Here is a 21,562-nt window from a genome sequence, read left to right as displayed (position 1 = left end):
CGGTACGGCGGCGTCGTCCATGGGGGGGAGACTCTTCGGGACCGACGGCGTCCGGGGTCGGGCCAACTCCGACCTCACGCCGGAGCTGGCCCTCTCGGTGGCACGTGCCGCCGCAGGCGTGCTCGCCGACCGCGACGGGACCTCGCGTCCCGTCGCGGTCGTCGGCCGCGACCCCCGTGCCAGCGGGGAGATGCTCGAGGCCGCGGTCGTCGCGGGTCTCGCGAGCGCGGGAGCCGAGGTGCTCCTCGCCGGGGTCGTGCCGACCCCGGCGCTGGCCTGGCTGACCGGCCGCAGCGGCGCCGACCTCGGCGTCATGATCTCGGCCAGCCACAACCCGATGCCCGACAACGGCATCAAGTTGTTCAGCCGCGGTGGGCACAAGCTGCCCGACGCTCTCGAGGCCGCCATCGAGCGGACCGTCACCTCCGGCTCCTCCGACGGGCACCGCCCCACCGGGAGCTCCATCGGCCGCGTCAGCGCGCTCGCCGACGGCACCGACGCCTACGTCGAGCACCTGCTCTCGACCGTCGACCGCCCGCTGAGCGGAGTCTCGGTCGTCGTGGACGCCGCGCACGGCGCGGCTGCGGCCGCCGCCCCCGAGGTCTACCGGCGCGCGGGGGCCACGGTGCACGCCATCGGCTGCGAGCCCGACGGCTGGAACATCAACGACGGCGTGGGGTCCACGCACCTCGGGCCGCTGGTCGAGGCCGTCCGGGCGCGCGGCGCCGACATCGGGCTGGCCCACGACGGGGACGCCGACCGGTGCCTGGCCGTGACCGCCGACGGCGAGGTCGTCGACGGCGACGCCATCCTCGCGATCTGCGCGCTCGACCTGCACGAGCGCGGGGCGCTGAAGTCGGACACCGTCGTCGCCACGGTGATGAGCAACCTCGGCTTCCACCACACGATGCGCGACGCCGGCATCTCGGTGAGCACGACGGCGGTCGGTGACCGCTACGTGCTGGAGGCCCTGCGCGCGCACGACCTGAGCCTCGGCGGTGAGCAGAGCGGGCACCTGGTCTTCCTGGAGCACGCCACCACCGGCGACGGCCTGCTCACCGGGCTGGCCCTGCTCTCCCGGATGGCCGGCACCGGCGCCTCGCTGGCGGAGCTCGCCTCCGTGGTGCAGCGGCTGCCGCAGGTCCTGGTGAACGTGCCCGTCTCCGACCGCCTCGCGGTGTCCGCGAGCGACGAGGTCGCCGCCGCGGTCAACGCGGTGGAGGCCGAGCTCGGCGGCACCGGGCGGGTCCTGCTCCGGCCGTCGGGCACGGAGCAGCTGGTCCGCGTCATGGTGGAGGCGCCCACGCAGGAGCAGGCCGACGCCGTCGCGCAGCGGCTCGCGGCCGTCGTCGCCGCGGTCGGCTGACCCCCACCGCCCTCACCCTTCGGGGCCGTGCCTCCGCGCGCGGGGACGGACGGGGCGCGGTCCCCGGTACCCTCGGACCAATGTGCGGCATCGTGGGATACGTCGGCCCGCAGGACGCCCGGGACGTCGTCCTGGAAGGACTGCGGCGATTGGAGTACCGGGGGTACGACTCGGCCGGCATCGCCGTCGTGGCCGACGGTGAGCTGAGGTGGGCCAAGAAGGCGGGCAAGCTCGCCAACCTGGAGAAGCTGCTCGCCGACCAGCCGCTCCCGGCGGCGACGATCGGCATCGGGCACACGCGCTGGGCCACCCACGGCGGCCCAACCGACCGGAACGCCCACCCGCACGTCTCCGCCGACGCCACGGTCGCGGTGATCCACAACGGGATCATCGAGAACTTCGCCGCGCTGCGGGCCGAGTGCGAGGCCACCGGCGTGGAGTTCAGCTCGGAGACCGACACCGAGGTCGTCGCCCACCTGCTGGCCGCCGTCTACGGGTCGACGCCGGAGGGGCCCGGCCGGCTGGCCGAGGCGATGCGCGCGGTCTGCCGGCGGCTGGAGGGAGCGTTCACCCTCGTCGCCACGCACGTCGCCGAGCCCGACACGCTCGTCGCCGCCCGGCGCAGCAGCCCGCTGGTGGTCGGCATCGGGGAGACGGCCGAGGGCACCGCCGAGTACTTCCTGGGGTCCGACGTCGCCGCGTTCATCGGGCACACCAAGCAGGCGCGCGAGCTCGGCCAGGACCAGGTGGTCGAGATCCACCGCACCCGGGGGCTCGCGGTGACCGGCTTCGACGGCACACCGGCCGAGCCCACCGCCTACACCGTCGACTGGGACGCCGCCGCCGCCGAGAAGGGCGGCTACGACTGGTTCATGCTCAAGGAGATCGCCGAGCAGCCGCAGGCGATCGCCGACACGCTGCTCGGCCGGCTGAGCGAGGACGGCGAGCTCGTCCTCGACGAGGTCCGGCTGTCGGACCAGGAGCTCCGCGACATCGACAAGATCTTCGTCGTCTCCTGCGGCACCAGCTACCACGCCGGCCTGATCGCCAAGTACGCCATCGAGCACTGGACCCGGATCCCGGTCGAGGTGGAGGTCGCCAGCGAGTTCCGCTACCGCGACCCGGTGCTGGACCGGTCCACGCTCGTCGTCGTCATCAGCCAGTCGGGCGAGACGATGGACACTTTGATGGCGCTGCGCCACGCCAAGGACCAGAAGGCCCGCGTGCTGGCGATCTGCAACGCCAACGGCTCGACCATCCCGCGCGAGTCCGACGCCGTCCTCTACACCCACGCCGGCCCCGAGATCGCGGTCGCCTCGACCAAGGCGTTCCTCGCCCAGATCGTGGCCTGCTACCTCGTCGGGCTGTTCCTGGCCCAGGTGCGCGGCGTGAAGTACGAGGACGAGATCGCCGCGATCGTCGAGGACCTGCGGCAGCTGCCCGACGCCGTGGAGCGGGTGCTCGAGCAGATGGAGCCGGTGCGCGCGCTGGGCCGGTCGCTGGCCGACGCGAACACGATTCTCTTCCTGGGCCGGCATGTCGGCTTCCCGGTGGCGCTCGAGGGGGCGCTGAAGCTGAAAGAACTCGCCTACATCCACGCGGAGGGCTTCGCGGCCGGCGAGCTGAAGCACGGCCCGATCGCCGTCATCGACCAGGGGACCCCGGTCGTCGTGATCGTGCCCTCGCCGCGCAGCCGCAACTCGGTGCACGGCAAGGTCGTCTCCAACATCCAGGAGGTGCGGGCCCGCGGGGCGCGCACGATCGTGATCGCCGAGGAGGGGGACGAGGACGTCGTCCCCTTCGCCGACGAGCTGATCCGGGTGCCCCGCACGCCGACGCTCATGGCCCCGGTGGTGACGACGGTGCCGCTGCAGGTGCTGTCCTGCGAGATCGCCGACACCCGCGGCTACGACGTCGACCAGCCGCGCAACCTCGCCAAGAGCGTCACCGTCGAGTAGCGGCCGCCCGCCGCGATGATCAGGTGAGCTGATCCTGGCGTGTCCTCCCGCACGGCAGACGGTGGGGGAGGACGCGTTGCGGTGGGGGAGGACGGCGCCGGGCGGGCTGGACGGCGCCGGGCGCCCCGGACGTCGGCGCGGCAGACTGGGCGGCGTGATCATCGGGGTGGGGATCGATGTCGTGCCGGTCGACCGCTTCGCGCGGTCGCTGACCCGGACGCCGGGGCTGCGCGATCGGCTGTTCACCCCCGACGAGCAGCGCACGCCGTCGGGCGCCCCGCGGACCGGGGAGTCGCTGGCCGCGCGGTTCGCCGCCAAGGAGGCCCTCGCAAAGGCACTCGGCGCCCCGGGTGACCTGCACTGGCACGACGCCGAGGTGACCGTCGGCGCCCACGGGCGGCCGCACCTGGCCGTGCGCGGATCGGTGGCCGGGCGGGCCGCCCAGCTCGGCGTCACCTCGTGGCACGTCTCGCTGAGCCACGACGGCGGCATCGCCTCCGCGGTGGTCGTCGCCGAGGGTCTGACCCGGGAGGCGACATGATCGAGCTGCACACGGCCGCCGACGTCCGCGCGGCCGAGGCCCCGCTGCTGGCCGCCCTGCCCGACGGCGCGCTCATGCAGCGCGCGGCCGCCGGCCTGGCCACCGTGTGCCTGCGGCTGCTGGGCCGCCCCTACGGCGCCCGGGTCACCGTCCTGGCGGGTGCGGGGGACAACGGGGGCGACGCGCTCTTCGCCGGCGCGCGGCTCGCCGCCCGGGGGGCGCGCGCGACCGCCGTCCTGCTCGCCCCCGACCGCGCCCACCCGGCGGCGCTCGCCGCCTTCCGCCGCGCCGGTGGCCGCACCGTCGAGGCGGCGGCGGCCGGACCGGTGCTCGACCGGTCGGACCTCGTGCTCGACGGGATCGTCGGCCTCGGGGGCTCCGGCGGGCTCCGCGAACCGGCCGCCGCGCTGGTCGATCGGGCCGCGGCAGGCCCCGCACTGATGGTCGCCGTCGACCTGCCCAGCGGGGTGGACGCCGACACCGGCGCCGTGCCCGGCGCCGCCTTCCCGGCGATGCACACGGTCACCTTCGGAGCGGTCAAGCCGGGTCTGGTCGTCGGGGCCGGGCGCGGTCACGCCGGGCAGGTGCACCTGGTCGACATCGGGCTGGGGCCGCACCTGCCGGCGCCGTCGGCCCGGCAGCTGACCGACGCCGACGCCGCCGCCCGCCTGCCGCTCCCGGATGCCGACGACGACAAGTACTCGCAGGGGGTCGTCGGCGTCGTCGCCGGCTCGGCCACCTACCCGGGGGCCGGCGTCCTCTGCACCGGGGCGGCGCTGCGCACCCGGCCCGGGCTGGTGCGCTACGCCGGGACGGCCGCCGACGGGGTCCGGGCCGCGTGGCCGGAGGCGATCGTCACCGACGGCCGGCCGGGGGACGCCGGCCGTGTGCAGGCGTGGGTGATCGGACCGGGTCTGGGCACCGGGGACGACGCCCGCAGCGTGCTGGCCGAGGTGCTCGCCACCGACCTGCCCGTGCTCGTCGACGCAGACGGGCTGACCCTGCTGGCCGCCGAGCCGGAGCTGGTGCGCCGCCGGTCGGCACCGACCGTGCTCACCCCGCACGACCGGGAGTTCGCCCGCTTCGGCACCGAGCCCGGCGACGACCGGATCGGGGCCACCCGCCGGCTGGCCGCGGACCTGGGGGCCGTCGTCCTGCTGAAGGGCGACGCGACCGTGGTCGCCGACCCGGACGGGACCGCCTTCGTCAACGGCACCGGCACCCCGTGGCTGGCCACCGCCGGCACGGGGGACGTGCTCTCGGGGATCGCCGGTGCGCTGCTCGCCGCGGACCTGCCCGCGGTCGAGGCGGCGGCGGTGGCCGCGCACGTGCACGGCCGGGCCGGGCAGGTCGCCGCGGCGCACGGACCGTTCATCGCCGGCGACGTCGTCCGACACCTGCCGGAGGCGGTCGCGCGGGTGCGCGGTACCCCGTCGGCCGGCCTGCCAGACTCGGGGGCGTGACGAACGGGACCGGTGCCGAGGTGGTCGTCGACCTCGACGCGATCGCGGCGAACACCGCGGTGCTGCGCGAGCGGGTCGGCCGGCCGCTGATGGCGGTCGTCAAGGCCGACGGGTACGGGCACGGCCTGGTGCCCGCGGCGCGGGCCGCGCTCGTCGGCGGCGCCGACCAGCTCGGCGTCGCCGTCGTGAGCGAGGCGCTGGCCCTGCGGGCCGCCGGCGTCACGGCACCGGTGCTGGCCTGGCTGAACGGCCCGGGTGCGGACGTCGCCGCTGCGCTCGCCGCCGACGTCGAGGTGTCGGTCAACGCCACCTGGGGCCTGGCCGAGGTGGTGGCCGCGGCCCGGGCGACCGGCCGGACCGCCCGGCTGCACCTGTTCGTCGACACCGGGCTCTCCCGGGAAGGTGCCCCCGTCGCCGAGTGGCCCGCGCTCGTCGCCGCGGCGGCCCGGGCGGAGGCCGACGGGGATGTCGTGGTCACCGGGCTGTGGAGCCACCTCGCCTACGCCGACGCCCCGGACCACCCGACCATCGGCGCGCAGGTGCGGGTGTTCGAGGAGGCGGTCGCGGTCGCCCGGGCGGCCGGGCTCACCGACTTCCGCCGGCACCTGGCCAACTCGGCGGCGACGGTCGCGCTGCCCGGCACCTGGTACGACATGGTGCGCCCCGGCGTCGCCGTCTACGGGCTGGACCCGCTCGGCGGCGACGCCGCCGACCACGGGCTGCGGCCGGCGATGACGGTGCGCGCCCGCGTCGCGCTGACCAAGCGGGTCCCCGCCCGCGCGGGGGTCTCCTATGGCCACACCTACGCGACCGCGGCCGAGACCACGCTGGCCCTGGTGCCCGCCGGCTACGCCGACGGGGTGCCGCGGGCCGGGGGCAACACCGCGCCCGTCCTCGCGGCGGGGAAGCAGCGGACCATCGCCGGGCGGGTGTGCATGGACCAGTTCGTCCTCGACGTCGGGGACGACCCGATCGCCGCCGGCGACGAGGTGGTCCTCTGGGGGCCGGGGGACGCGGGGGAGCCCACCGCCCAGCAGTGGGCGGACGCCGTCGGCACCATCCACTACGAGCTGGTCACCCGGATCGGCGGCCGGTTCGCCCGCCGCTACGTCGGGTCGGCGGGGGCGGTCTGATGGCCCGCAGGCGCCCGCAGCCGCCCCGGCGCGCGGCCGAGCACCCGAAGGGGCGCGCCGCCGGTGTGGTCGGTGCCGCCGTCGGGCTGGCCGCCGCGGGCACCGCCGCCGGCGTCGCCCTCAGCCGCGTCGCGGCCCGCCGGGTGCGCGCCGCCGAGCTGGGCCCGGCGGCGGAGGTGACGTCGGCGCTGGCCGAGAGCCGGCTCCGGCAGGTCGACCCCCTCGGCGCCGAGGCGCGGCCGGCCGACCGCACCGCGCTGGTGCAGGCCGACGACGGCGTGCTCCTCTCGGTCGAGGAGATCGGCCCCCGCGACGCGCCGCTGACCGTCGTCTTCGTGCACGGCTACACGCTGTCGATGGCGTCGTGGGCGTTCCAGCGCCGCACGCTCGGCGCGGAGCTCGCGACCGGGAACGGGCACCGCCCGCAGGCCCGCCTGGTCTTCTTCGACCAGCGGGGTCACGGCTCGTCCGGCCGCGGTGCACCGGAGCACTCCACCATCGACCAGCTGGCTCGCGACCTGCTCGCGGTCCTGGACGCCCGCGCACCCCGGGGCCCGGTGCTCCTGGTGGGGCACTCGATGGGCGGCATGACGATCATGGGGCTCGCCGCGCTGCGGCCCGAGCTGTTCGGCACGCGGGTGCGGGGTGCCGCGCTGCTCTCCACCTCCAGCGGGAATCTCGCCGACCTGAGCTTCGGGCTGCCCGAGATGCTCACCCGCGTGCGTGCCGCGGTGCTGCCGGTCGCCGCGTGGACCATGCGGCACCGGCCCTCGTTCGCCGAGCGCACCCGCCGGGTGGCGGCCGACCTGGTGTCGGCGGCGACCAAGGCGCTCTCGTTCGGCTCGTCCGACGTGGACCCGGCCCTGGTGCGCTACGTCGACGCGATGATCGCGGGCACGCCGGTCGACGTCATCGCCGAGTTCTACCCGGCGCTGGCCGGCCTCGACGAGACCGGGCGCCTGGAGCCGCTGCGCCGGGTCCCCACCCTCGTGCTGACAGGTGACCGGGACACGATGATCCCGCAGGAGCACAGCGAGCTCATCGTCGAGCGGCTCACGCAGACCGGGGAGAACGCCGTCGAGTACGTGGTCGTGCCCGGCGCCGGGCACATGGTGCTCCTGGAGCAGCCCGGCGAGGTGAGCCGGGCGATCGCGGGACTGCTCCGCCGGGTGGCGGCCGGGGCGGACGTCGGCGCGACGAGCTGACCCGGCCGCCCGGGCGGGTCAGCCGCCGCGGCTAGGGTGCGGGGGTGGCCGCTCCCCGCCCGCCCCGGCTCGACGCCGCCGCCGACGAGGTGGCCCGCATCGCGGCGGCCGCGCCCGGCTGGGCGGCCCTCGCGGAGACCGCCCGCTCCTGCGTGGCCTGCCCCGAGCTGGCCGCGGCCCGGCAGCACGTGGTCGTCGGGGACGTGCCGCGCACCGGCCGCCCGCGCTTCGTGCTGGTGGGCGAGGCGCCGGGTGCGACCGAGGACGAGACCGGCCGGCCGTTCGTCGGGAAGTCGGGTGCGCTGCTGGACCAGCTCCTCGCCGAGGCCGGCCTCGACCGCGGGCAGGCGGCGGTGCTCAACGTGGTCAAGTGCCGGCCCCCCGGCAACCGCACCCCGAAGGCGCCGGAGGTGGCGCGGTGCAGCGGCTGGCTGCGCCGCCAGCTGGAGCTGCTCGGCAGCCCCGTCGTCGTCGCGCTGGGGCTCTCCTCGGCCAAGTGGTTCCTCGGCCCGCGCACCGTCCTGGCCGCCGTCCGCGGCCGCCCGCACGAGGTCGACGGCCGCGCCGTCTGGGCGACCTACCACCCGTCGGCCGCCATCCGGTTCGGCCCGAAGGGCGCCCCGCGCGCCGGGCTGCTGGCCGACCTGACCGCCGTCGCCGGCTCGCTGGAGGAGCACGCGTGAAACGCGAGCACGTGCTGCCCGATCCGGCCGACACCCACGCCCTGGGCGAGGCGCTGGCGGCCCTCTCCCGCCCCGGTGACCTGCTGGTGCTGGTCGGCCCGCTCGGTGCGGGCAAGACCGCCCTCGCCCAGGGCATCGGCGCGGGTCTCGGCGTCCGGGAGCCGGTCACCTCGCCCACGTTCGTCATCGCCCGGGTGCACCGCGGCGGTCGCCTCCCGCTGGTGCACGTCGACGCCTACCGGCTCGGCGGGCACGCCGACGTCGACGACCTCGACCTCGATGCCTCGACCGACGAGTCGGTGACCGTCGTCGAATGGGGGCAGGGGCTGGTCGAGCAGCTGGCCGACGAGCACCTGGAGGTGCGGCTGGACCGGCGGGACGACGACGTCCGCACGGCCCTGCTGGTGCCGCACGGTCCGGGGTGGGCCGACCGGCTCGACGGGGGCTGACACGGGCGGCGCCGCACCGGGGCGGGTGGCAGGATCCGCGACCGTGACCCCTCCTGGCGCGCTGCCGGCGCCGTACCGCACGGTCGTGGCCGGCGGGCTGCCGGAGCTGGACCAGCGGCTCTCCCGCGAGCTCGACGCGTTCAACGCCGCCGCGACCGACGGCGTGGCGCCGGCGCGGGAGCTGACCGTGCAGGTCCTCGACGCCTCGGGGGAGCTCGCCGCCGGCCTGAGCGGCTGGACGTGGGGTGTGGCCGCGGGCATCGGCATGACGTGGGTGCGCGAGGACTCCCGCGGCGACGGCCTGGGCGCCGGCCTGCTGGCGGGCTTCGAGGACGAGGCGCGGGCACGCGGGTGCACCCACGTGTTCGTCACCTCGTTCACCTTCCAGGCGCCGGGCTTCTACGAGCGGCGCGGCTACCGCGAGATCTTCCGGTGGGAGGGCGTGCCCACACCGGGCGCCGCCGACGTGCACCTCCGGAAGGAGCTGTGAGCCCGGGCCTGCCCGTCGTGGAGCTGGTCGTGCTGGGCCCGGCGGCGTTACGCGCGCTCGCCGACGGCGACCTCGTCGCGGCCGAGGCGGCGGCGCCGGTGCCGCTGAGCCCGTACCTCGCCGGGCCGGAGTGCCGCTGGGTGTGGGGAGTCCGCGCCGAGCAGGTGGTCGCCGACCCGGCCAGCGCGCGGTGGATCACCCGGGTGGTGCGCGACCGCGAACGGGGCCTGACGGTGGGCCGGGCGGGCTTCCACGGGCCGCCCGATGCCGCCGGCATGGTCGAGGTCGGCTACTCCACCGACCCTCTGCACCGGCGGCAGGGGTACGCCCGGGCGGCGCTGCGCGCCCTGCTGGCGTGGGCGGCCGAGGAGCCGGCGGTCACCACCGTGCGCGCGTCGGTGGCACCGTCGAACACCGCCTCCCGCGACCTCGTGCTCGCCGAGGGCTTCGTCGCCGTGGGGGAGCAGGTCGACGAGGAGGACGGTCTGGAGATCGTCTACGAGGTGGCCGTCGGCGTTCGCCTACGCTGATCGGTCGTGCTGGTCCTCGCGCTCGACACCGCCACCCCGACGCTCGTCGCGGGGCTCGCGCGGTGGACCCCCGACGGCGGCGCGGAGGTGCTCGCCGAGCGCGCCGTCCCCTCGGGCACGAAGCACGCCGAGCTGCTCACCCCGGCGATCCAGGGTGCGGTCGCCGACGCGGGGCTAGCGCTGGGCGACGTCGAGGCCGTCGTCACCGGGCTGGGCCCCGGACCGTTCACCGGGCTGCGGGTGGGTGTGGTCACCGCCGCCGCGATCGCCGACGCCCGGGGGCTGCCGGTGGTCGGCGTCTGCTCCCTCGACGCGATCGGGAGCGGGGCGCGCACGGTGGTGACCGACGCCCGCCGCAAGGAGGTCTACTGGGCTGCGTACGACGACGCCGGCCGGCGGGTCGAGGGCCCGGGGGTGGTGCGGCCCGAGGAGTTCGGCCGGGGCGGCCCGTTCGTCGGCGACCCGGCGTTCGCCGAGCGGCTCGGGAGCGCGGTGGCGCCGGCGGAGGTGACCACCGCGGGCCTGCTCCGCGCGGCGGGCGCGCAGCTCGCCGACCCGGTAGGGGCGCCGCTGGTGCCGCTGTACCTGCGCCGGCCCGACGCGGTGCCGCCGACGTCGATCAAGGCCGTGACGCGGTGACCCGGCTGCGGCCGATGACGCTCGCCGACCTGCCCGCCGTCATGGGCTTGGAGGAGGAGCTTTTCGCCCCCGACACGTGGACGGCGGCGATGTACCGCGACGAGCTGGCCCGCCCCGACACCCGCCACTACCTGGTGGCCGAGGGCGAGGCCGGGGTCGTCGGGTACGCCGGGCTGATCGCCTACGACGACGAGGCGCACGTGGCCACCATCGGGGTGACCGGCGCGCGGCAGGGCGAGGGCATCGGCGCCCGGCTGCTCGACGCGCTGCTCGCCGAGGCCGACCGGCGCGCCGTTCCGGTGGTGCTGCTGGAGGTGCGGGCGGACAACGAGACGGCGCAGGAGCTCTACCGCCGGCGCGGATTCGCCGAGATCGGCCGGCGGCGCGGCTACTACCAACCGAGCGGCACGGACGCCGTGGTCATGAGGCGGGAGCGGACAGGGGCGTGAGCATCGCAGCGAGGCGGTCGTCGACAGTGAGTGAGCATCGCAGCGAGGAACGAGCGAGGAGCGGAGCGACCGCGGAGACGGCCTGGGCATGGGAGCGAGGAGCGGAGCGCCCGGCGGGAGCGACTTGTGGCGGAGGGACGCCGTGAGCGAGCCGCTGGTCATCGGGTTCGAGACCTCCTGCGACGAGACCGGCGTGGGCATCGTCCGCGGGCACACGCTGCTGGCGGACGCCCTGGCCACCTCGATGGCGGAGCACGAGCGGTTCGGCGGCGTCGTCCCCGAGATCGCTTCCCGCGCGCACCTGGAGGCGATGGTGCCCACGGTGCACCGGGCACTGGCCGAGGCCGGTGTCCGCGCCGCCGACGTCGACGCGGTGGCGGTGACCAGCGGCCCCGGCCTGACCGGCGCGCTGCTGGTCGGCGTCGCGGCCGCCAAGGCCTACGCCCTGGCGCTGGGCAAGCCGCTCTACGGCGTCAACCACCTCGCCGCTCACGTCGCCGTCGACGAGCTGCAGCACGGGCCGCTGGCCGAGCCGTCGATCGCGATGCTGGTCTCCGGCGGGCACAGCTCGCTGCTGCTGGTGCCCGACCTCGCGCAGGAGGTGCAGTCGCTGGGCCGCACCATCGACGACGCGGCGGGCGAGGCGTTCGACAAGGTCGCGCGCGTGCTCGGGTTGCCGTTTCCCGGGGGCCCGCCGATCGACCGGGCGGCCCGCGCGGGCGATCCGCACGCCATCGCCTTCCCGCGCGGGCTCACCGGCCCTCGCGACCCCGCCTACGACTTCTCCTTCTCCGGCCTGAAGACCGCCGTCGCCCGGTGGATCGAGGCCCGGGAGCGGGCGGGTGAGCCGGTGCCGGTGGCCGACGTCGCGGCCTCGTTCCAGGAGGCGGTCGCCGACGTCCTCACCGCCAAGGCCGTGCGCGCCTGCCGTGACCACGGCGTCGACCACCTGGTGCTCGGCGGAGGAGTGGCGGCCAACTCTCGGCTGCGCGCGCTGGCCGAGGAGCGCTGCGCGAAGGCCGGCATCGTGCTGCGGGTGCCCAGCCCCAAGCTCTGCACCGACAACGGGGCGATGGTGGCGGCGCTGGGATCGCGGCTGGTCGCCGCGGGCGTCGCGCCGTCGGCCCCGGACCTCGGCGCGGACAGCTCCCTGCCGATCGACGTCGTCAGCCGCTGAGGGCGGCCGCGCGCAGCTCCTCGCGGTCGACGCCGAGCGCCGCCAGGGCGCGGGCGGTCGCGCCGTGCTCCAGGTCGCAGACCGCCACGACGACGTGGGTGCCCCGCAGCGGGGACCGGGCCGCCCTGGCCGCCGCCACCGCCTGCCGGAAGACCCGCTGGGCCTGCGGCGTCGACCGCATCGGCCCGGTCGCCGGTCCCTGGAGCCCCCCGCCGTCGGCGTCGGCGGCCACGCCCACCGAGGCGAGCGCGGCGGCGTGCGCGGCCTCGATCGCGGTGCGCAGCTGCGCGGCGTCCACGCCGACGCGGGCGAGGGCCGCAGCCGCCGTGCCGTCCGGCAGTGCGGTGGCGGCGAGCAGCAGGTGCTCCGGTCCCGGCACCGGCTCCCCGGCGCTGCGCGACTCGGCCTCGGCGCCGGTCAGCAGCGCCCGTACCGTCCGCAGGTCCCGCAGCGCGGTCACGATCCCCATCCCGTCTCCTCCTCGATCAGCGGCCGCGACGAGCGCGGACCTCGGCGGCGAACTTCTTGTGGGCGGCCTGGGCGCTGATCCCGAGGGCCTCGCCGACCTGGGCCCACGTCCAGCCCTGGCCGACGGCCTCGACCACGGCATCCACCTCCAGACGGCCGGCCAGCCGGCGCAGGGCGACCACGGCCGCCAACGCCGCTTCCGGGTCCTCCGGTGCCGGGAGGGGTTCGACGACCACGCCATCAACTTAGGTTGATGTCGCGGTAGTCGTCAACCCTGGTTGATGAGGTCGCAGACGAGGGCGGTCGGGGCGCCGGCGACCCGGGTGACGACGACCGTCGCCGCCCCGCTGCCGGGGCCGCGGAGCTGCCGGGCCAGGGTCTCCGGCTCGATCGCCGAGCCGCGCTTCTTGACCACGACCCGGCCGACGCCGCGCTCGCGCAGCAGCGCCTTGAGCTTCTTGAGGTTGAACGGCAGCACCTCGTCGACCCGGTAGGAGCTCACCCACGGGCCCCCGGCCGCGCCATCGGAGGTGAGGTAGGCGATCGTCGGGTCGACGAGGGTCGCGCCGAGGTCGGCGGCGACGAGGGAGACCAGGCCCGAGCGGATGACCGCGGGGTCGGGCTCGTGCAGCCACGCCCGCACCGGCCCGGCCGGCGCCGGCCCCGGATCGGCGTCGGCGGTGAGCTCGTGGGCGGTGCCGTCGCGGACGACGGTCGCCCGGCGCCAGGTCGCCGACACCGCGCCGCCCCACAGCAGCGCCTCGACGATCGAGCCGCCGACCGAGACCCACTCCGCCTCGACGCCGTCGGGCACCCGGTCGTGGTCCAGCCCGGGGGCCACCTTCACCACCGACGTCGGCACCTTGGTGAGGAGCTCCGCGACGGTCGACCACGGCGGCGACCAGCGGTCGGGATCGAGCAGCCGCCGCCCGCCGGCCCGCCGGGCGGGGTCCAGGACGGCGGCGCCGCACCCGGCCACCTCGCCGCCGCGCGCGGCGGCCACCAGCTCCACGGCGTCGCCGGCCGCCACCCAGACGTCGTCGGCGACGCCCAGCGCCTCGGCGTTGGCGGCGGTCAGCTCCCGGGCCACCGGGTCGACGTCGACGGCGAGCACCCGGGCGCCCGCGCGGGCCAGCGCGATCGTGTCGGTGCCCGCGGCGCAGCCGAGGTCGGCGACGGAGTCGGCGCCCCCGGCGAGCAGCCGGGCCGCGCGCCGGGCGGCCAGTTCGGGGCGCCCGGCCTGCTCGAGGGTGTCGCCGGTGAACAGCATCCGGTCGGCGTCGGCCCCGAACGTCGCCCGTGCCTTCAGCCGCTGCCGGGCGATGCCCCACGCCGGCCCGGCGAGGTCGGTGCCCACCTCGGCGCGCAGCCGCGTGAGCGCGGTGACCGCATCGACCCCCTCGGCCAGCAGCGCCGCCGCGCGCGCCAGCGCCGCCGCACCCTCCGGGGTCGTCAGCGCGCGCACCTGGCGCACCGTCTCGGCGGTCTGCTCCTCGGATGGCCGGTCCACCGGCACAGCGTGGCGCACGGGCTGGACCGGCCCGACGTCACCCACCCCGGCGACCGGGTTGAGCGGCTGGCACTCTCCTGGGTAGAGTGCCAAGCGACACGGGCTGGCGCCCGACCCCCGCGACGGCGGGTGCCCGACCTCGTGCCACAGCATCGAACATCCCTGCCGTCCGACACCGAAGGGGGCGTCACCGACGTGACGACCGCTACCAAGGTCAGCATCAAGCCGCTGGAGGACCGGGTCGTGGTCCAGGCCAACGAGGCCGAGACCACCACCGCCTCCGGTCTGGTCATCCCGGACACCGCCAAGGAGAAGCCCCAGGAGGGCACCGTCGTCGCCGTCGGCCCCGGCCGCATCGACGACAACGGCAACCGCGTGCCGCTCGACGTGAACGTCGGCGACGTGGTCATCTACTCCAAGTACGGCGGCACCGAGGTCAAGTACGCCGGCGAGGAGTACCTGGTGCTCTCCGCCCGCGACCTGCTCGCCGTCGTGGAGAAGTAAGAGGACCCCGCTCCTCCCCACCCCTCGCGGGCTCGGGGCGGGCCCCTGGACCGGGGCCGTTTCCAGCGCCTGCGAGGGGGCCGTTCCAGCACGTCACGACCGCCCCGGGCGACCCGAACTCGGGTCCCGGGGCGGTCGTCTTTCGCCCTGCACTGACTGATCGGAAGGGCCCATGGCCAAGATCATCAAGTTCAACGAGGACGCCCGCCGAGCCCTGGAGCGCGGCGTCGACAAGCTCGCCGACGCGGTCAAGGTGACGATCGGCCCGCGCGGCCGCAACGTCGTCATCGACAAGAAGTTCGGCGCCCCCACCATCACCAACGACGGCGTCACCATCGCCCGCGAGGTCGAGCTCGAGGACCCGTACGAGAACCTCGGCGCCCAGCTGGCCAAGAACGTCGCCACCAAGACCAACGACGTCGCCGGTGACGGCACCACGACGGCGACCGTGCTCGCCCAGGCGCTGGTGCACGAGGGCATGCGCAACGTCGCCGCCGGTGCCAACCCCATGGCGCTGGGTCGCGGCATGCGCGCCGCCGTCGACGCGGTGCACGCCGCGCTCGACGCCGCCGCCATCCCGGTGGAGAAGCGCGAGGCCATCGCCGAGGTCGCCACCATCTCCGCGCAGGACGCCGAGGTCGGCGAGCTGATCGGCGAGGCGATGGAGCGCGTCGGCAAGGACGGCGTCATCACCGTCGAGGAGAGCAACACTCTCTCCACCGAGCTCGACGTCACCGAGGGCGTCCAGTTCGACAAGGGCTACCTCTCGCCGTACTTCGTCACCGACCCCGAGGCCATGGAGGCCGTCCTCGAGGACGCCCTCGTGCTGCTGGTCAGCGGCAAGATCAGCGCGCTGGCCGACCTGCTGCCGCTGCTGGAGAAGGTGCTCTCGACCGGTGGCCGCCCCCTGCTGATCGTCGCCGAGGACGTCGAGGGCGAGGCGCTGTCCACCCTGGTCGTCAACTCCATCCGCAAGACCGTCAAGGTCGTCGCGGTGAAGTCGCCCTTCTTCGGGGACCGGCGCAAGGCGTTCATGACCGACCTCGCCGTCGTCACCGGCGGCCAGGTGGTCAGCGAGGACGTCGGCCTCAAGCTCGACCAGGTCGGCCTCGAGGTGCTCGGCACCGCGCGGCGGGTCACCGTCACCAAGGACGAGACCACCATCGTCGATGGCGGCGGCACCACGCAGGCCATCGGCGACCGCGTGGCGCAGATCCGCCGCGAGATCGACGCGACCGACTCCGACTGGGACCGCGAGAAGCTGCAGGAGCGGCTGGCCAAGCTGGCCGGCGGCATCGGCGTCATCCGGGTCGGCGCGGCCACCGAGGTCGAGCTCAAGGAGCGCAAGCACCGCATCGAGGACGCCATCGCCGCCACCCGCGCGGCGGTGGAGGAGGGCGTGATCCCCGGCGGTGGGTCGGCCCTGGTGCACGCCGCGAGCGCGCTGGAGTCGCTGTCGCTGGAGGGCGACGAGCTCACCGGCGCCCGTGCGGTGCGCACGGCGCTGGACGCCCCGCTGGTGCAGATCGCCGAGAACGCGGGCTTCGAGGGTCGCGTCGTCGTCGCCAAGGTGCGCGAGGCCGATGCCGGTCAGGGCTTCAACGCCGCGACCGGCGAGTACGGCGACCTCGCCGCGCAGGGCGTCATCGACCCGGTGAAGGTCACCAAGGCCGCGCTGGGCAACGCCGTCTCGATCGCGGCGATGGTCCTGACCACCGACTCCGCCGTCGTCGAGGCGCCGGAGGAGGAGCACGACCACGGCGCCGGTGGGCACCACACCCACGGTCACTCGCACGGGCACGGGCACTCTCACTGAGCCGAGCCGCCGCTGATGATCAGGTGACCTGATCGCCGGGGGTCCTGGCTCACGATCGACGGTGAGCCAGGACCCCGCACGGTGAGCCAGGACGGCGCACCACGCACCCGAGAGGGCCCGGTCCAGGAATTCCTGGACCGGGCCCTCTCGCGTGCTCGTGGGGAGTTACACCCCGGCGGCGACGGCGGCCGGTTCGGCGGCGATCAGCCGGGCCCGCTCCTCCTCGCTCATGCCGCCCCAGACGCCGTAGGGCTCGCGGACGGCGAGCGCGTGCTTCAGGCATGCGTCGACGACCGGGCAACGCGAGCAGACGGCCTTGGCCGCGGACTGCCGCCGCGCCCGGGCCGGCCCGCGCTCTCCGTCGGGGTGGAAGAAGAGGGACGTGTTCTCGCCACGGCAGGCGCCGTGGAGCTGCCAGTCCCAGACCTCGGCCACGGGCGTCGGGAGTCTGCGGATGTCGGCCATGTCTCCTCCAGGACTCGGTAGAGCCGGAGGGGGCTGTCCGGCTGCAAGGGGCCCGGTGCCCTCGCCGTCCCACGTCCAAACACAGCCGATTCGCAACTTTTGCCCTGTGTGCGGTGCGTCACCTGATCCCCGGGCCGCTCACCCCCCGGGGTGAGGGCGTCTGTTCCGCCGCCGGGGAGTCGATCACTGTGGCTCCAGGTCGGGCTGACGTCCGGGATGGGGGAGCTACCCGGACCGGCTGCGCGACCCGCGCGGAGGTGGAGGGCCCACGAGGGCCCTCCACCCGAGCGACACCCGGCCGGGTGCCTTCCCGGCCGGTGGGGGGACCCGTCCGCCGAGCGGCCGGGAGGAGCGAGGAGCTGGCGTGATCGACGACAGGATGCGCGCACCCGTGCACGGCGCGACCGTGTGGGTGTACGACGAGCGACGGCGGGTCCGGGACGACGTCGCCTCACGGCTGGTCGCCCTGCCCTTCGTCGGCCGGGTCGAGGTGGTCGGTGACGCGCAGTCGCTGATGGCCCGTCTGGCCACCCGCACGCCCGACGTCCTGGTCGTCGGCACGCAGCGGGCCGTCGACACCGGGCTGTCCGCCGCCACGCAGGCGCTCCGGTCGCACCCGGGGCTGCCGGTGCTGGTTCTCGGCGCACCCGACGACGCCGACAGCGTCCGGGCCGCCGTGGCCTTCGGCGCCCGCGGCTACCTGCGGTGGGACGCGACCGCCATCGAGATGGGCCTCGGCCTCTCCCGGGCCGGGCTGCGGGCCGACGGCCGGATCCCGCAGCAGGCGATCGCGCCGGCGCCCGCGTGGAGCGGTGCGGCCCCGCTGGCGGGCTCCGCGCCCACCACGGTGCGCTCGACCGTGCGCGACGCCGCCCCGGTCGTGGCGCTGTCCATGCGCGAGATGCAGGTGCTCACCGGGATGAGCCAGGGCAAGAGCAACGCCCAGATCGGCCGGGAGCTCTACCTGTCCGAGGACACCATCAAGACCCACGCCCGCCGGCTGTTCCGCAAGCTGGGCGCCAAGGACCGCGCCGAGGCCGTCGCGACGGGCTTCCGCCGCGGCATCATGAGCTGAGCGGTCACCCGACCGACCGACGCTCCCCGAGGGCCGTCTCCCGCACCGGGAGGCGGCCCTCGGTGCGTCCTCGTCCGCCTGCGGGCCGTGCCGGATGACCGACTTCCGGGAAATCGGGCCCCGAACACTGCCCCGGAGCCCTGTCTCCCGGATCTCGGCGTCAGGTGCGGCGCAAGGCGGCAGGGGAACGGCACCTGGCGGCGTCGTGCAGGGTCGGTCCGAGTGGGGCCCGGAGGGGTCCGCGTAGGCGCGACGGAAGGGCTCAGCGAGACCGGGGAACGGCACGTGGCGGCGTCGTGCAGGGTCGGCCCGAGTGGGGCCCGGAGGGTTCCGCGCAGGGACGACGAAGGGGCTCAGCGAGACCGGGGAACGGCACGTGGCCGCGGTGCGCTCCGGAGGAGCGCAGTGTCACAGCTCAGTCGTCGCGGGCGTGCCGGCCGGTGCGCCCGCCGCTGGGCTCGTCCCGCTCGGCCAGCGCCGCGATGCCGTCGGCGTACCCGCTGGCGTAGTCCCAGCTGACGTAGTCGTCCGGGTTCGGGTCGAAGGGCGGCTCGTGCCGGCCGGTCTGCCCCTCGTCGAGCAGCTGGCGCAGGTTGGCCTGCATCAGCGCCCAGTCGACGTGGTGCTCCTCCTCGCAGTCGGGGCAGTCGACCACGATGCCCTTGATGCCGGTCGGCTCGAGCAGGGTGCGGAAGACCTCGAGCTCGGCCAGGTCGTCGAGCACCCCGGCGCGCTCCTCCATCGTGAGCGGCGGAGGGGCGGGGCCGTCGGCCGGGCCGAAGTCGGGCCCGGAGGCGTCGTCGAACGGAGACACGGTCACACGGTAGCCGTCGAGCGGGCGGAGCACCGCCCCCTCCGTGCCGCCGCCTACGATCAGGCCAGGTCCCGCGCGCCCGCGAGGTGTGTCGACCGGTGTCCGACCCGAACCGCGCCGAAGGGTGGCCGCGCACATGCAGCCCGACTCCGTGCCCGAGCTGCCGGCGAAGTTCGCCCGGCTCGGGCTCACCTACGACGACGTCCTGCTCGTGCCCGGGGCGTCCGACGTCGTCCCGGCCGAGGTGGACACCAGCAGCCGGGTGACCCGGCGGATCACCCTGGCGGTGCCGCTGCTGTCCAGCGCGATGGACACCGTGACCGAGGCGCGCATGGCGATCGCCATGGCCCGCGTCGGCGGCATGGGCGTGCTGCACCGCAACCTCTCCGCGGAGGAGCAGGCCGGCCAGGTCGACCTGGTCAAGCGGTCGGAGGCCGGCATGGTCACCAACCCGGTCACCTGCTCGCCGGAGAACACGCTCGCCGAGGTCGACGCGCTCTCGGCCCGCTACCGCATCTCGGGGGCGCCGGTCGTCGACGCCGACGGGGTCCTGCTCGGCATCGTCACCAACCGCGACATGCGGTTCGAGACCGACATGAACCGGCTCGTGCGCGACGTCATGACGCCGATGCCGCTGGTCACCGCCCCGGTGGGCGTCGACCCGGAGACCGCCCTCGGCCTGCTCTCCCAGCACAAGATCGAGAAGCTGCCGCTGGTCGACGAGTCCGGCCGGCTGCGCGGGCTGATCACGGTCAAGGACTTCGTGAAGCGCGACCAGTTCCCGCTCTCCACGAAGGACGCCGACGGGCGCCTGGTCGTCGGCGCCGCCCTGGGCGTCGGCGAGGACGCCTACAAGCGCGCCGGGCTGCTGGTCGAAGCCGGTGTCGACGTGCTCGTGGTCGACACCGCGCACGGCCACCAGCGGGCGGTGCTGGAGATGGTCGCGCGGGTGAAGAAGGACTTCGGTGGCGACGGCGGGCTGGAGGTCGTCGGCGGCAACGTCGCGACCCGCGCCGGCGCGCAGGCCCTGATCGACGCCGGGGTGGACGCGGTGAAGGTCGGCGTGGGCCCCGGGTCCATCTGCACGACCCGCGTGGTCGCCGGTGTGGGCGTGCCGCAGATCAGCGCCATCTACGAGGCCTGGCTCGCGGCCGGCCCGGCCGGGGTCCCGGTCATCGCCGACGGCGGGCTGCAGTACTCCGGTGACATCGCCAAGGCGCTCGTCGCCGGGGCCGACACCGTGATGATCGGTGGGCTCTTCGCGGGGGTCGAGGAGGCCCCGGGCGAGCTGGTCTTCATGAACGGGAAGCAGTACAAGACCTACCGCGGCATGGGCTCCCTGGGCGCCATGCAGAAGCGCGGCAACCAGTCGTTCAGCCGCGACCGCTACTTCGCCGACGACGTCCTCTCCGACGACAAGCTCGTCCCCGAGGGCATCGAGGGCCAGGTGCCCTACCGGGGCCTCCTGTCCGGCGTGGCGCACCAGTTGGTCGGAGGGCTGCGCGCCTCCATGGGCTACGCCGGTGCCGGCACCGTCGCCGAGCTCAAGGAGCGCGGGCAGCTGACCCGGATCACCTCGGCGGGCCTGGTGGAGAGCCACCCCCACGACATCCAGATGACCGTCGAGGCACCGAACTACCGGGGGCGTTGAGCATGAACGCGCGTGACACGGTCGACATCGGCCTCAACCGCTTCGCCCGCCGGGGCTACGACCTCGACGAGGTCTCCATCGTGCCCTCGCGGCGGACCCGGGACGTCGACGACGTCTCGACCGCCTGGCAGATCGACGCCTTCCGGTTCGACATCCCGCTGGTGACCAGCCCCAGCGACGCCGTCGTCAGCCCGGCGACGGCGATCGCCGTCGGGCGGGCCGGTGGCCTCGGCGTCCTCAACGGCGAGGGTCTGTGGACCCGCTACGACGACCCGTCGGACGTGTACCGCCGGATCGCCGCGGCGGCCGCGGCCGGCGCCCCGCCCGTGGCGTTGCTGCAGGAGGTCTACGCCGAGCCGGTGAAGACCGACCTCATCACCGCCCGCATCAAGGAGATGGGCGAGGCCGGCGTCACCACGGCGATCCGCATCTCTCCGCAGCACACCGAGCAGCTGGCGCCCGCGGCGCTCTCGGCCGGGGTGGACCTGCTGGTCATCCAGGGCACGATCGTCTCCGCCGAGCACGTGACCAGCCAGGGTGACGCGCTCAACCTCAAGGAGTTCATCGCCGACCTCGACGTCCCGGTCATCGTGGGCGGTGCGGCGAACTACACCACCGCCCTGCACCTCATGCGCACCGGCGCGGCCGGCGTGATCGTCGGCGTCGGCGCCGACACCTACTCGACGACCGACGCCGTCATGGGCATCCGCGTCCCGCTGGCGAGCGCGATCGCCGACGCCGCCGCCGCCCGCCGCGACTACCTGGACGAGACCGGCGGCCGGTACGTGCACGTGATCGCCAACGGCCGGATCGAGACCAGCGGCGCGATCGCCCGCGCGCTGGCCTGCGGTGCCGACGCCGTCCAGCTGGGGGAGCCGCTACGCGCCGCGGCGGAGGCACCCGGTGGCGGGGTGTGGTGGGACTCGGTGGCCGCGCACCCGCGGCTGCCGCGCGGCGGCACGTCCGCGCGGATCGAGCCGGCCGGTTCGCTGGCCGACGTGCTGCTCGGCGAGGCCCGCGAGGCGGACGGGCGCACCAACCTGTTCGGTGCGCTGGCCCGAACGATGGCCAAGACCGGGTACTCCGACCTCAAGGAGTTCCAGCGCGTCGACCTGGTCATCGGGGGAGGGACCCCCCGGGAGGGGGCCCCCGGGCAGCAGAGCATCGGGGGCTGAC

23 protein-coding genes are annotated in these 21,562 nt (G+C 75.5%); 18 read left to right on the top strand and 5 right to left on the bottom strand.

The genetic code is table 11. The features are described from left to right. The first annotated feature begins 19 nt into the window (after positions 1 to 19). The 13 genes from glmM (at position 20) to tsaD (ending at position 12,083) form a co-directional block, all read left to right on the top strand. Positions 20 to 1,366: a phosphoglucosamine mutase gene (glmM, locus tag BMW62_RS01705; RefSeq protein WP_091929076.1), complete on the top strand. Its 1,347-nt coding sequence runs from the start codon at positions 20 to 22 to the stop codon at positions 1,364 to 1,366. A gap of 80 nt (positions 1,367 to 1,446) precedes the next feature. Further along, positions 1,447 to 3,324 (top strand): glutamine--fructose-6-phosphate transaminase (isomerizing), encoded by a 1,878-nt coding sequence (gene glmS, locus BMW62_RS01700; RefSeq protein ID WP_091929075.1) that lies wholly within the window; start codon positions 1,447 to 1,449, stop codon positions 3,322 to 3,324. Between the two features lie 154 nt (positions 3,325 to 3,478). Further along, a complete protein-coding gene (locus BMW62_RS01695) occupies positions 3,479 to 3,865 on the top strand; it encodes a holo-ACP synthase (protein WP_091929074.1) in 387 nt (128 codons plus the stop codon). Next, positions 3,862 to 5,328 (top strand): NAD(P)H-hydrate dehydratase, encoded by a 1,467-nt coding sequence (locus BMW62_RS01690; RefSeq protein WP_091929073.1) that lies wholly within the window; start codon positions 3,862 to 3,864, stop codon positions 5,326 to 5,328. Before BMW62_RS01695 ends, BMW62_RS01690 begins: the two co-directional genes overlap by 4 nt. Then, positions 5,325 to 6,461: an alanine racemase gene (gene alr / locus BMW62_RS01685; RefSeq protein ID WP_091929072.1), complete on the top strand. Its 1,137-nt coding sequence runs from the start codon at positions 5,325 to 5,327 to the stop codon at positions 6,459 to 6,461. Before BMW62_RS01690 ends, alr begins: the two co-directional genes overlap by 4 nt. Then, positions 6,461 to 7,666, top strand: a complete 1,206-nt coding sequence (locus tag BMW62_RS01680) for an alpha/beta fold hydrolase (RefSeq protein WP_091929071.1) — start codon at positions 6,461 to 6,463, stop codon at positions 7,664 to 7,666. The genes alr and BMW62_RS01680 overlap by 1 nt, the downstream gene beginning before the upstream one ends. Before the next feature lie 44 nt (positions 7,667 to 7,710). Then, positions 7,711 to 8,349 (top strand): uracil-DNA glycosylase, encoded by a 639-nt coding sequence (locus BMW62_RS01675; RefSeq protein WP_091929070.1) that lies wholly within the window; start codon positions 7,711 to 7,713, stop codon positions 8,347 to 8,349. Continuing rightward, on the top strand, positions 8,346 to 8,798 hold the full coding sequence (gene tsaE / locus BMW62_RS01670) for a tRNA (adenosine(37)-N6)-threonylcarbamoyltransferase complex ATPase subunit type 1 TsaE (RefSeq protein WP_091929069.1): 453 nt from the start codon (positions 8,346 to 8,348) through the stop codon (positions 8,796 to 8,798). Before BMW62_RS01675 ends, tsaE begins: the two co-directional genes overlap by 4 nt. Positions 8,799 to 8,841: 43 nt before the next feature. Then, complete coding sequence (locus tag BMW62_RS01665; protein ID WP_211434931.1) at positions 8,842 to 9,288, top strand: GNAT family N-acetyltransferase; 447 nt, start codon at positions 8,842 to 8,844, stop codon at positions 9,286 to 9,288. Further along, positions 9,285 to 9,818, top strand: coding sequence for a GNAT family N-acetyltransferase (locus BMW62_RS01660; RefSeq protein ID WP_211434930.1), 534 nt, complete (start codon positions 9,285 to 9,287; stop codon positions 9,816 to 9,818). The genes BMW62_RS01665 and BMW62_RS01660 overlap by 4 nt, the downstream gene beginning before the upstream one ends. 6 nt (positions 9,819 to 9,824) lie before the next feature. After that, a complete protein-coding gene (tsaB, locus tag BMW62_RS01655; RefSeq protein ID WP_091929068.1) occupies positions 9,825 to 10,457 on the top strand; it encodes a tRNA (adenosine(37)-N6)-threonylcarbamoyltransferase complex dimerization subunit type 1 TsaB in 633 nt (210 codons plus the stop codon). Positions 10,458 to 10,471: 14 nt separating this feature from the next. Then, on the top strand, positions 10,472 to 10,906 hold the full coding sequence (rimI, locus tag BMW62_RS01650) for a ribosomal protein S18-alanine N-acetyltransferase (protein WP_091929179.1): 435 nt from the start codon (positions 10,472 to 10,474) through the stop codon (positions 10,904 to 10,906). Between the two features lie 142 nt (positions 10,907 to 11,048). Further along, positions 11,049 to 12,083: a tRNA (adenosine(37)-N6)-threonylcarbamoyltransferase complex transferase subunit TsaD gene (gene tsaD, locus BMW62_RS01645; protein WP_244523773.1), complete on the top strand. Its 1,035-nt coding sequence runs from the start codon at positions 11,049 to 11,051 to the stop codon at positions 12,081 to 12,083. Here tsaD and BMW62_RS01640 read toward each other — a convergent pair. From BMW62_RS01640 to BMW62_RS01630, 3 genes are read right to left on the bottom strand one after another with little or no spacing between them, the layout of a single operon-like run. Beyond that, positions 12,073 to 12,552, bottom strand: a complete 480-nt coding sequence (locus tag BMW62_RS01640; RefSeq protein WP_091929066.1) for a Clp protease N-terminal domain-containing protein — start codon at positions 12,550 to 12,552, stop codon at positions 12,073 to 12,075. The genes tsaD and BMW62_RS01640 overlap by 11 nt on opposite strands. 16 nt (positions 12,553 to 12,568) lie before the next feature. Then, positions 12,569 to 12,787, bottom strand: a complete 219-nt coding sequence (locus BMW62_RS01635) for a hypothetical protein (protein WP_091929065.1) — start codon at positions 12,785 to 12,787, stop codon at positions 12,569 to 12,571. A 32-nt stretch (positions 12,788 to 12,819) separates the two neighbouring features. Continuing rightward, positions 12,820 to 14,061 (bottom strand): class I SAM-dependent methyltransferase, encoded by a 1,242-nt coding sequence (locus tag BMW62_RS01630; protein WP_211434929.1) that lies wholly within the window; start codon positions 14,059 to 14,061, stop codon positions 12,820 to 12,822. A 195-nt stretch (positions 14,062 to 14,256) separates the two neighbouring features. On the opposite strand from BMW62_RS01630, the gene groES reads away from it, so the two are divergent. Together groES and groL are read left to right on the top strand one after the other, a co-directional pair. Continuing rightward, positions 14,257 to 14,565, top strand: a complete 309-nt coding sequence (groES, locus tag BMW62_RS01625; protein WP_014377938.1) for a co-chaperone GroES — start codon at positions 14,257 to 14,259, stop codon at positions 14,563 to 14,565. 172 nt (positions 14,566 to 14,737) lie between these two features. Next, entirely contained in the window at positions 14,738 to 16,381 is a 1,644-nt protein-coding gene (groL, locus tag BMW62_RS01620; protein ID WP_091929064.1) for a chaperonin GroEL, read from the top strand. Positions 16,382 to 16,546: 165 nt separating this feature from the next. Here groL and BMW62_RS01615 read toward each other — a convergent pair whose 3' ends face one another. Beyond that, positions 16,547 to 16,846, bottom strand: a complete 300-nt coding sequence (locus BMW62_RS01615) for a WhiB family transcriptional regulator (protein ID WP_091929063.1) — start codon at positions 16,844 to 16,846, stop codon at positions 16,547 to 16,549. Positions 16,847 to 17,225: 379 nt separating this feature from the next. Here BMW62_RS01615 and BMW62_RS01610 point away from each other — a divergent pair, with 379 nt between their 5' ends. Beyond that, a complete protein-coding gene (locus BMW62_RS01610) occupies positions 17,226 to 17,921 on the top strand; it encodes a LuxR C-terminal-related transcriptional regulator (RefSeq protein WP_170852169.1) in 696 nt (231 codons plus the stop codon). A 415-nt stretch (positions 17,922 to 18,336) separates the two neighbouring features. On the opposite strand, the gene BMW62_RS01605 is transcribed toward BMW62_RS01610, so the two are convergent. Then, a complete protein-coding gene (locus BMW62_RS01605; RefSeq protein WP_091929177.1) occupies positions 18,337 to 18,735 on the bottom strand; it encodes a DUF5319 family protein in 399 nt (132 codons plus the stop codon). A gap of 136 nt (positions 18,736 to 18,871) precedes the next feature. Between BMW62_RS01605 and guaB the strand changes: the two genes are divergently transcribed. Together guaB and BMW62_RS01595 are read left to right on the top strand one after the other, a co-directional pair. After that, entirely contained in the window at positions 18,872 to 20,386 is a 1,515-nt protein-coding gene (gene guaB, locus BMW62_RS01600; RefSeq protein ID WP_091929176.1) for an IMP dehydrogenase, read from the top strand. A gap of 2 nt (positions 20,387 to 20,388) precedes the next feature. Then, entirely contained in the window at positions 20,389 to 21,561 is a 1,173-nt protein-coding gene (locus tag BMW62_RS01595; RefSeq protein ID WP_091929061.1) for a GuaB3 family IMP dehydrogenase-related protein, read from the top strand. Position 21,562 lies beyond the last annotated feature (1 nt).

Source organism: Blastococcus sp. DSM 46786 (assembly GCF_900109665.1).
Classification (GTDB): domain Bacteria; phylum Actinomycetota; class Actinomycetes; order Mycobacteriales; family Geodermatophilaceae; genus Blastococcus; species Blastococcus carthaginiensis.
Note: the sequence above shows the minus strand (reverse complement) of the source record. Positions and strands in the feature narration are given on the sequence as shown.

Excerpts from the sequence above, each read along its gene's own strand:
- BMW62_RS01680 (WP_091929071.1), top strand. The coding sequence starts at position 6,461 with ATGGCCCGCAGGCGCCCGCAGCCGCCCCGGCGCGCGGCCGAGCACCCG.
- BMW62_RS01615 (WP_091929063.1), bottom strand. The coding sequence starts at position 16,846 with ATGGCCGACATCCGCAGACTCCCGACGCCCGTGGCCGAGGTCTGGGAC.
- glmM (WP_091929076.1), top strand. The coding sequence starts at position 20 with ATGGGGGGGAGACTCTTCGGGACCGACGGCGTCCGGGGTCGGGCCAAC.
- BMW62_RS01610 (WP_170852169.1), top strand. The coding sequence starts at position 17,226 with ATGCGCGCACCCGTGCACGGCGCGACCGTGTGGGTGTACGACGAGCGA.
- groL (WP_091929064.1), top strand. The coding sequence starts at position 14,738 with ATGGCCAAGATCATCAAGTTCAACGAGGACGCCCGCCGAGCCCTGGAG.
- BMW62_RS01690 (WP_091929073.1), top strand. The coding sequence starts at position 3,862 with ATGATCGAGCTGCACACGGCCGCCGACGTCCGCGCGGCCGAGGCCCCG.
- guaB (WP_091929176.1), top strand. The coding sequence starts at position 18,872 with ATGCAGCCCGACTCCGTGCCCGAGCTGCCGGCGAAGTTCGCCCGGCTC.
- rimI (WP_091929179.1), top strand. The coding sequence starts at position 10,472 with ATGACGCTCGCCGACCTGCCCGCCGTCATGGGCTTGGAGGAGGAGCTT.
- glmS (WP_091929075.1), top strand. The coding sequence starts at position 1,447 with ATGTGCGGCATCGTGGGATACGTCGGCCCGCAGGACGCCCGGGACGTC.
- BMW62_RS01595 (WP_091929061.1), top strand. The coding sequence starts at position 20,389 with ATGAACGCGCGTGACACGGTCGACATCGGCCTCAACCGCTTCGCCCGC.
- BMW62_RS01640 (WP_091929066.1), bottom strand. The coding sequence starts at position 12,552 with ATGGGGATCGTGACCGCGCTGCGGGACCTGCGGACGGTACGGGCGCTG.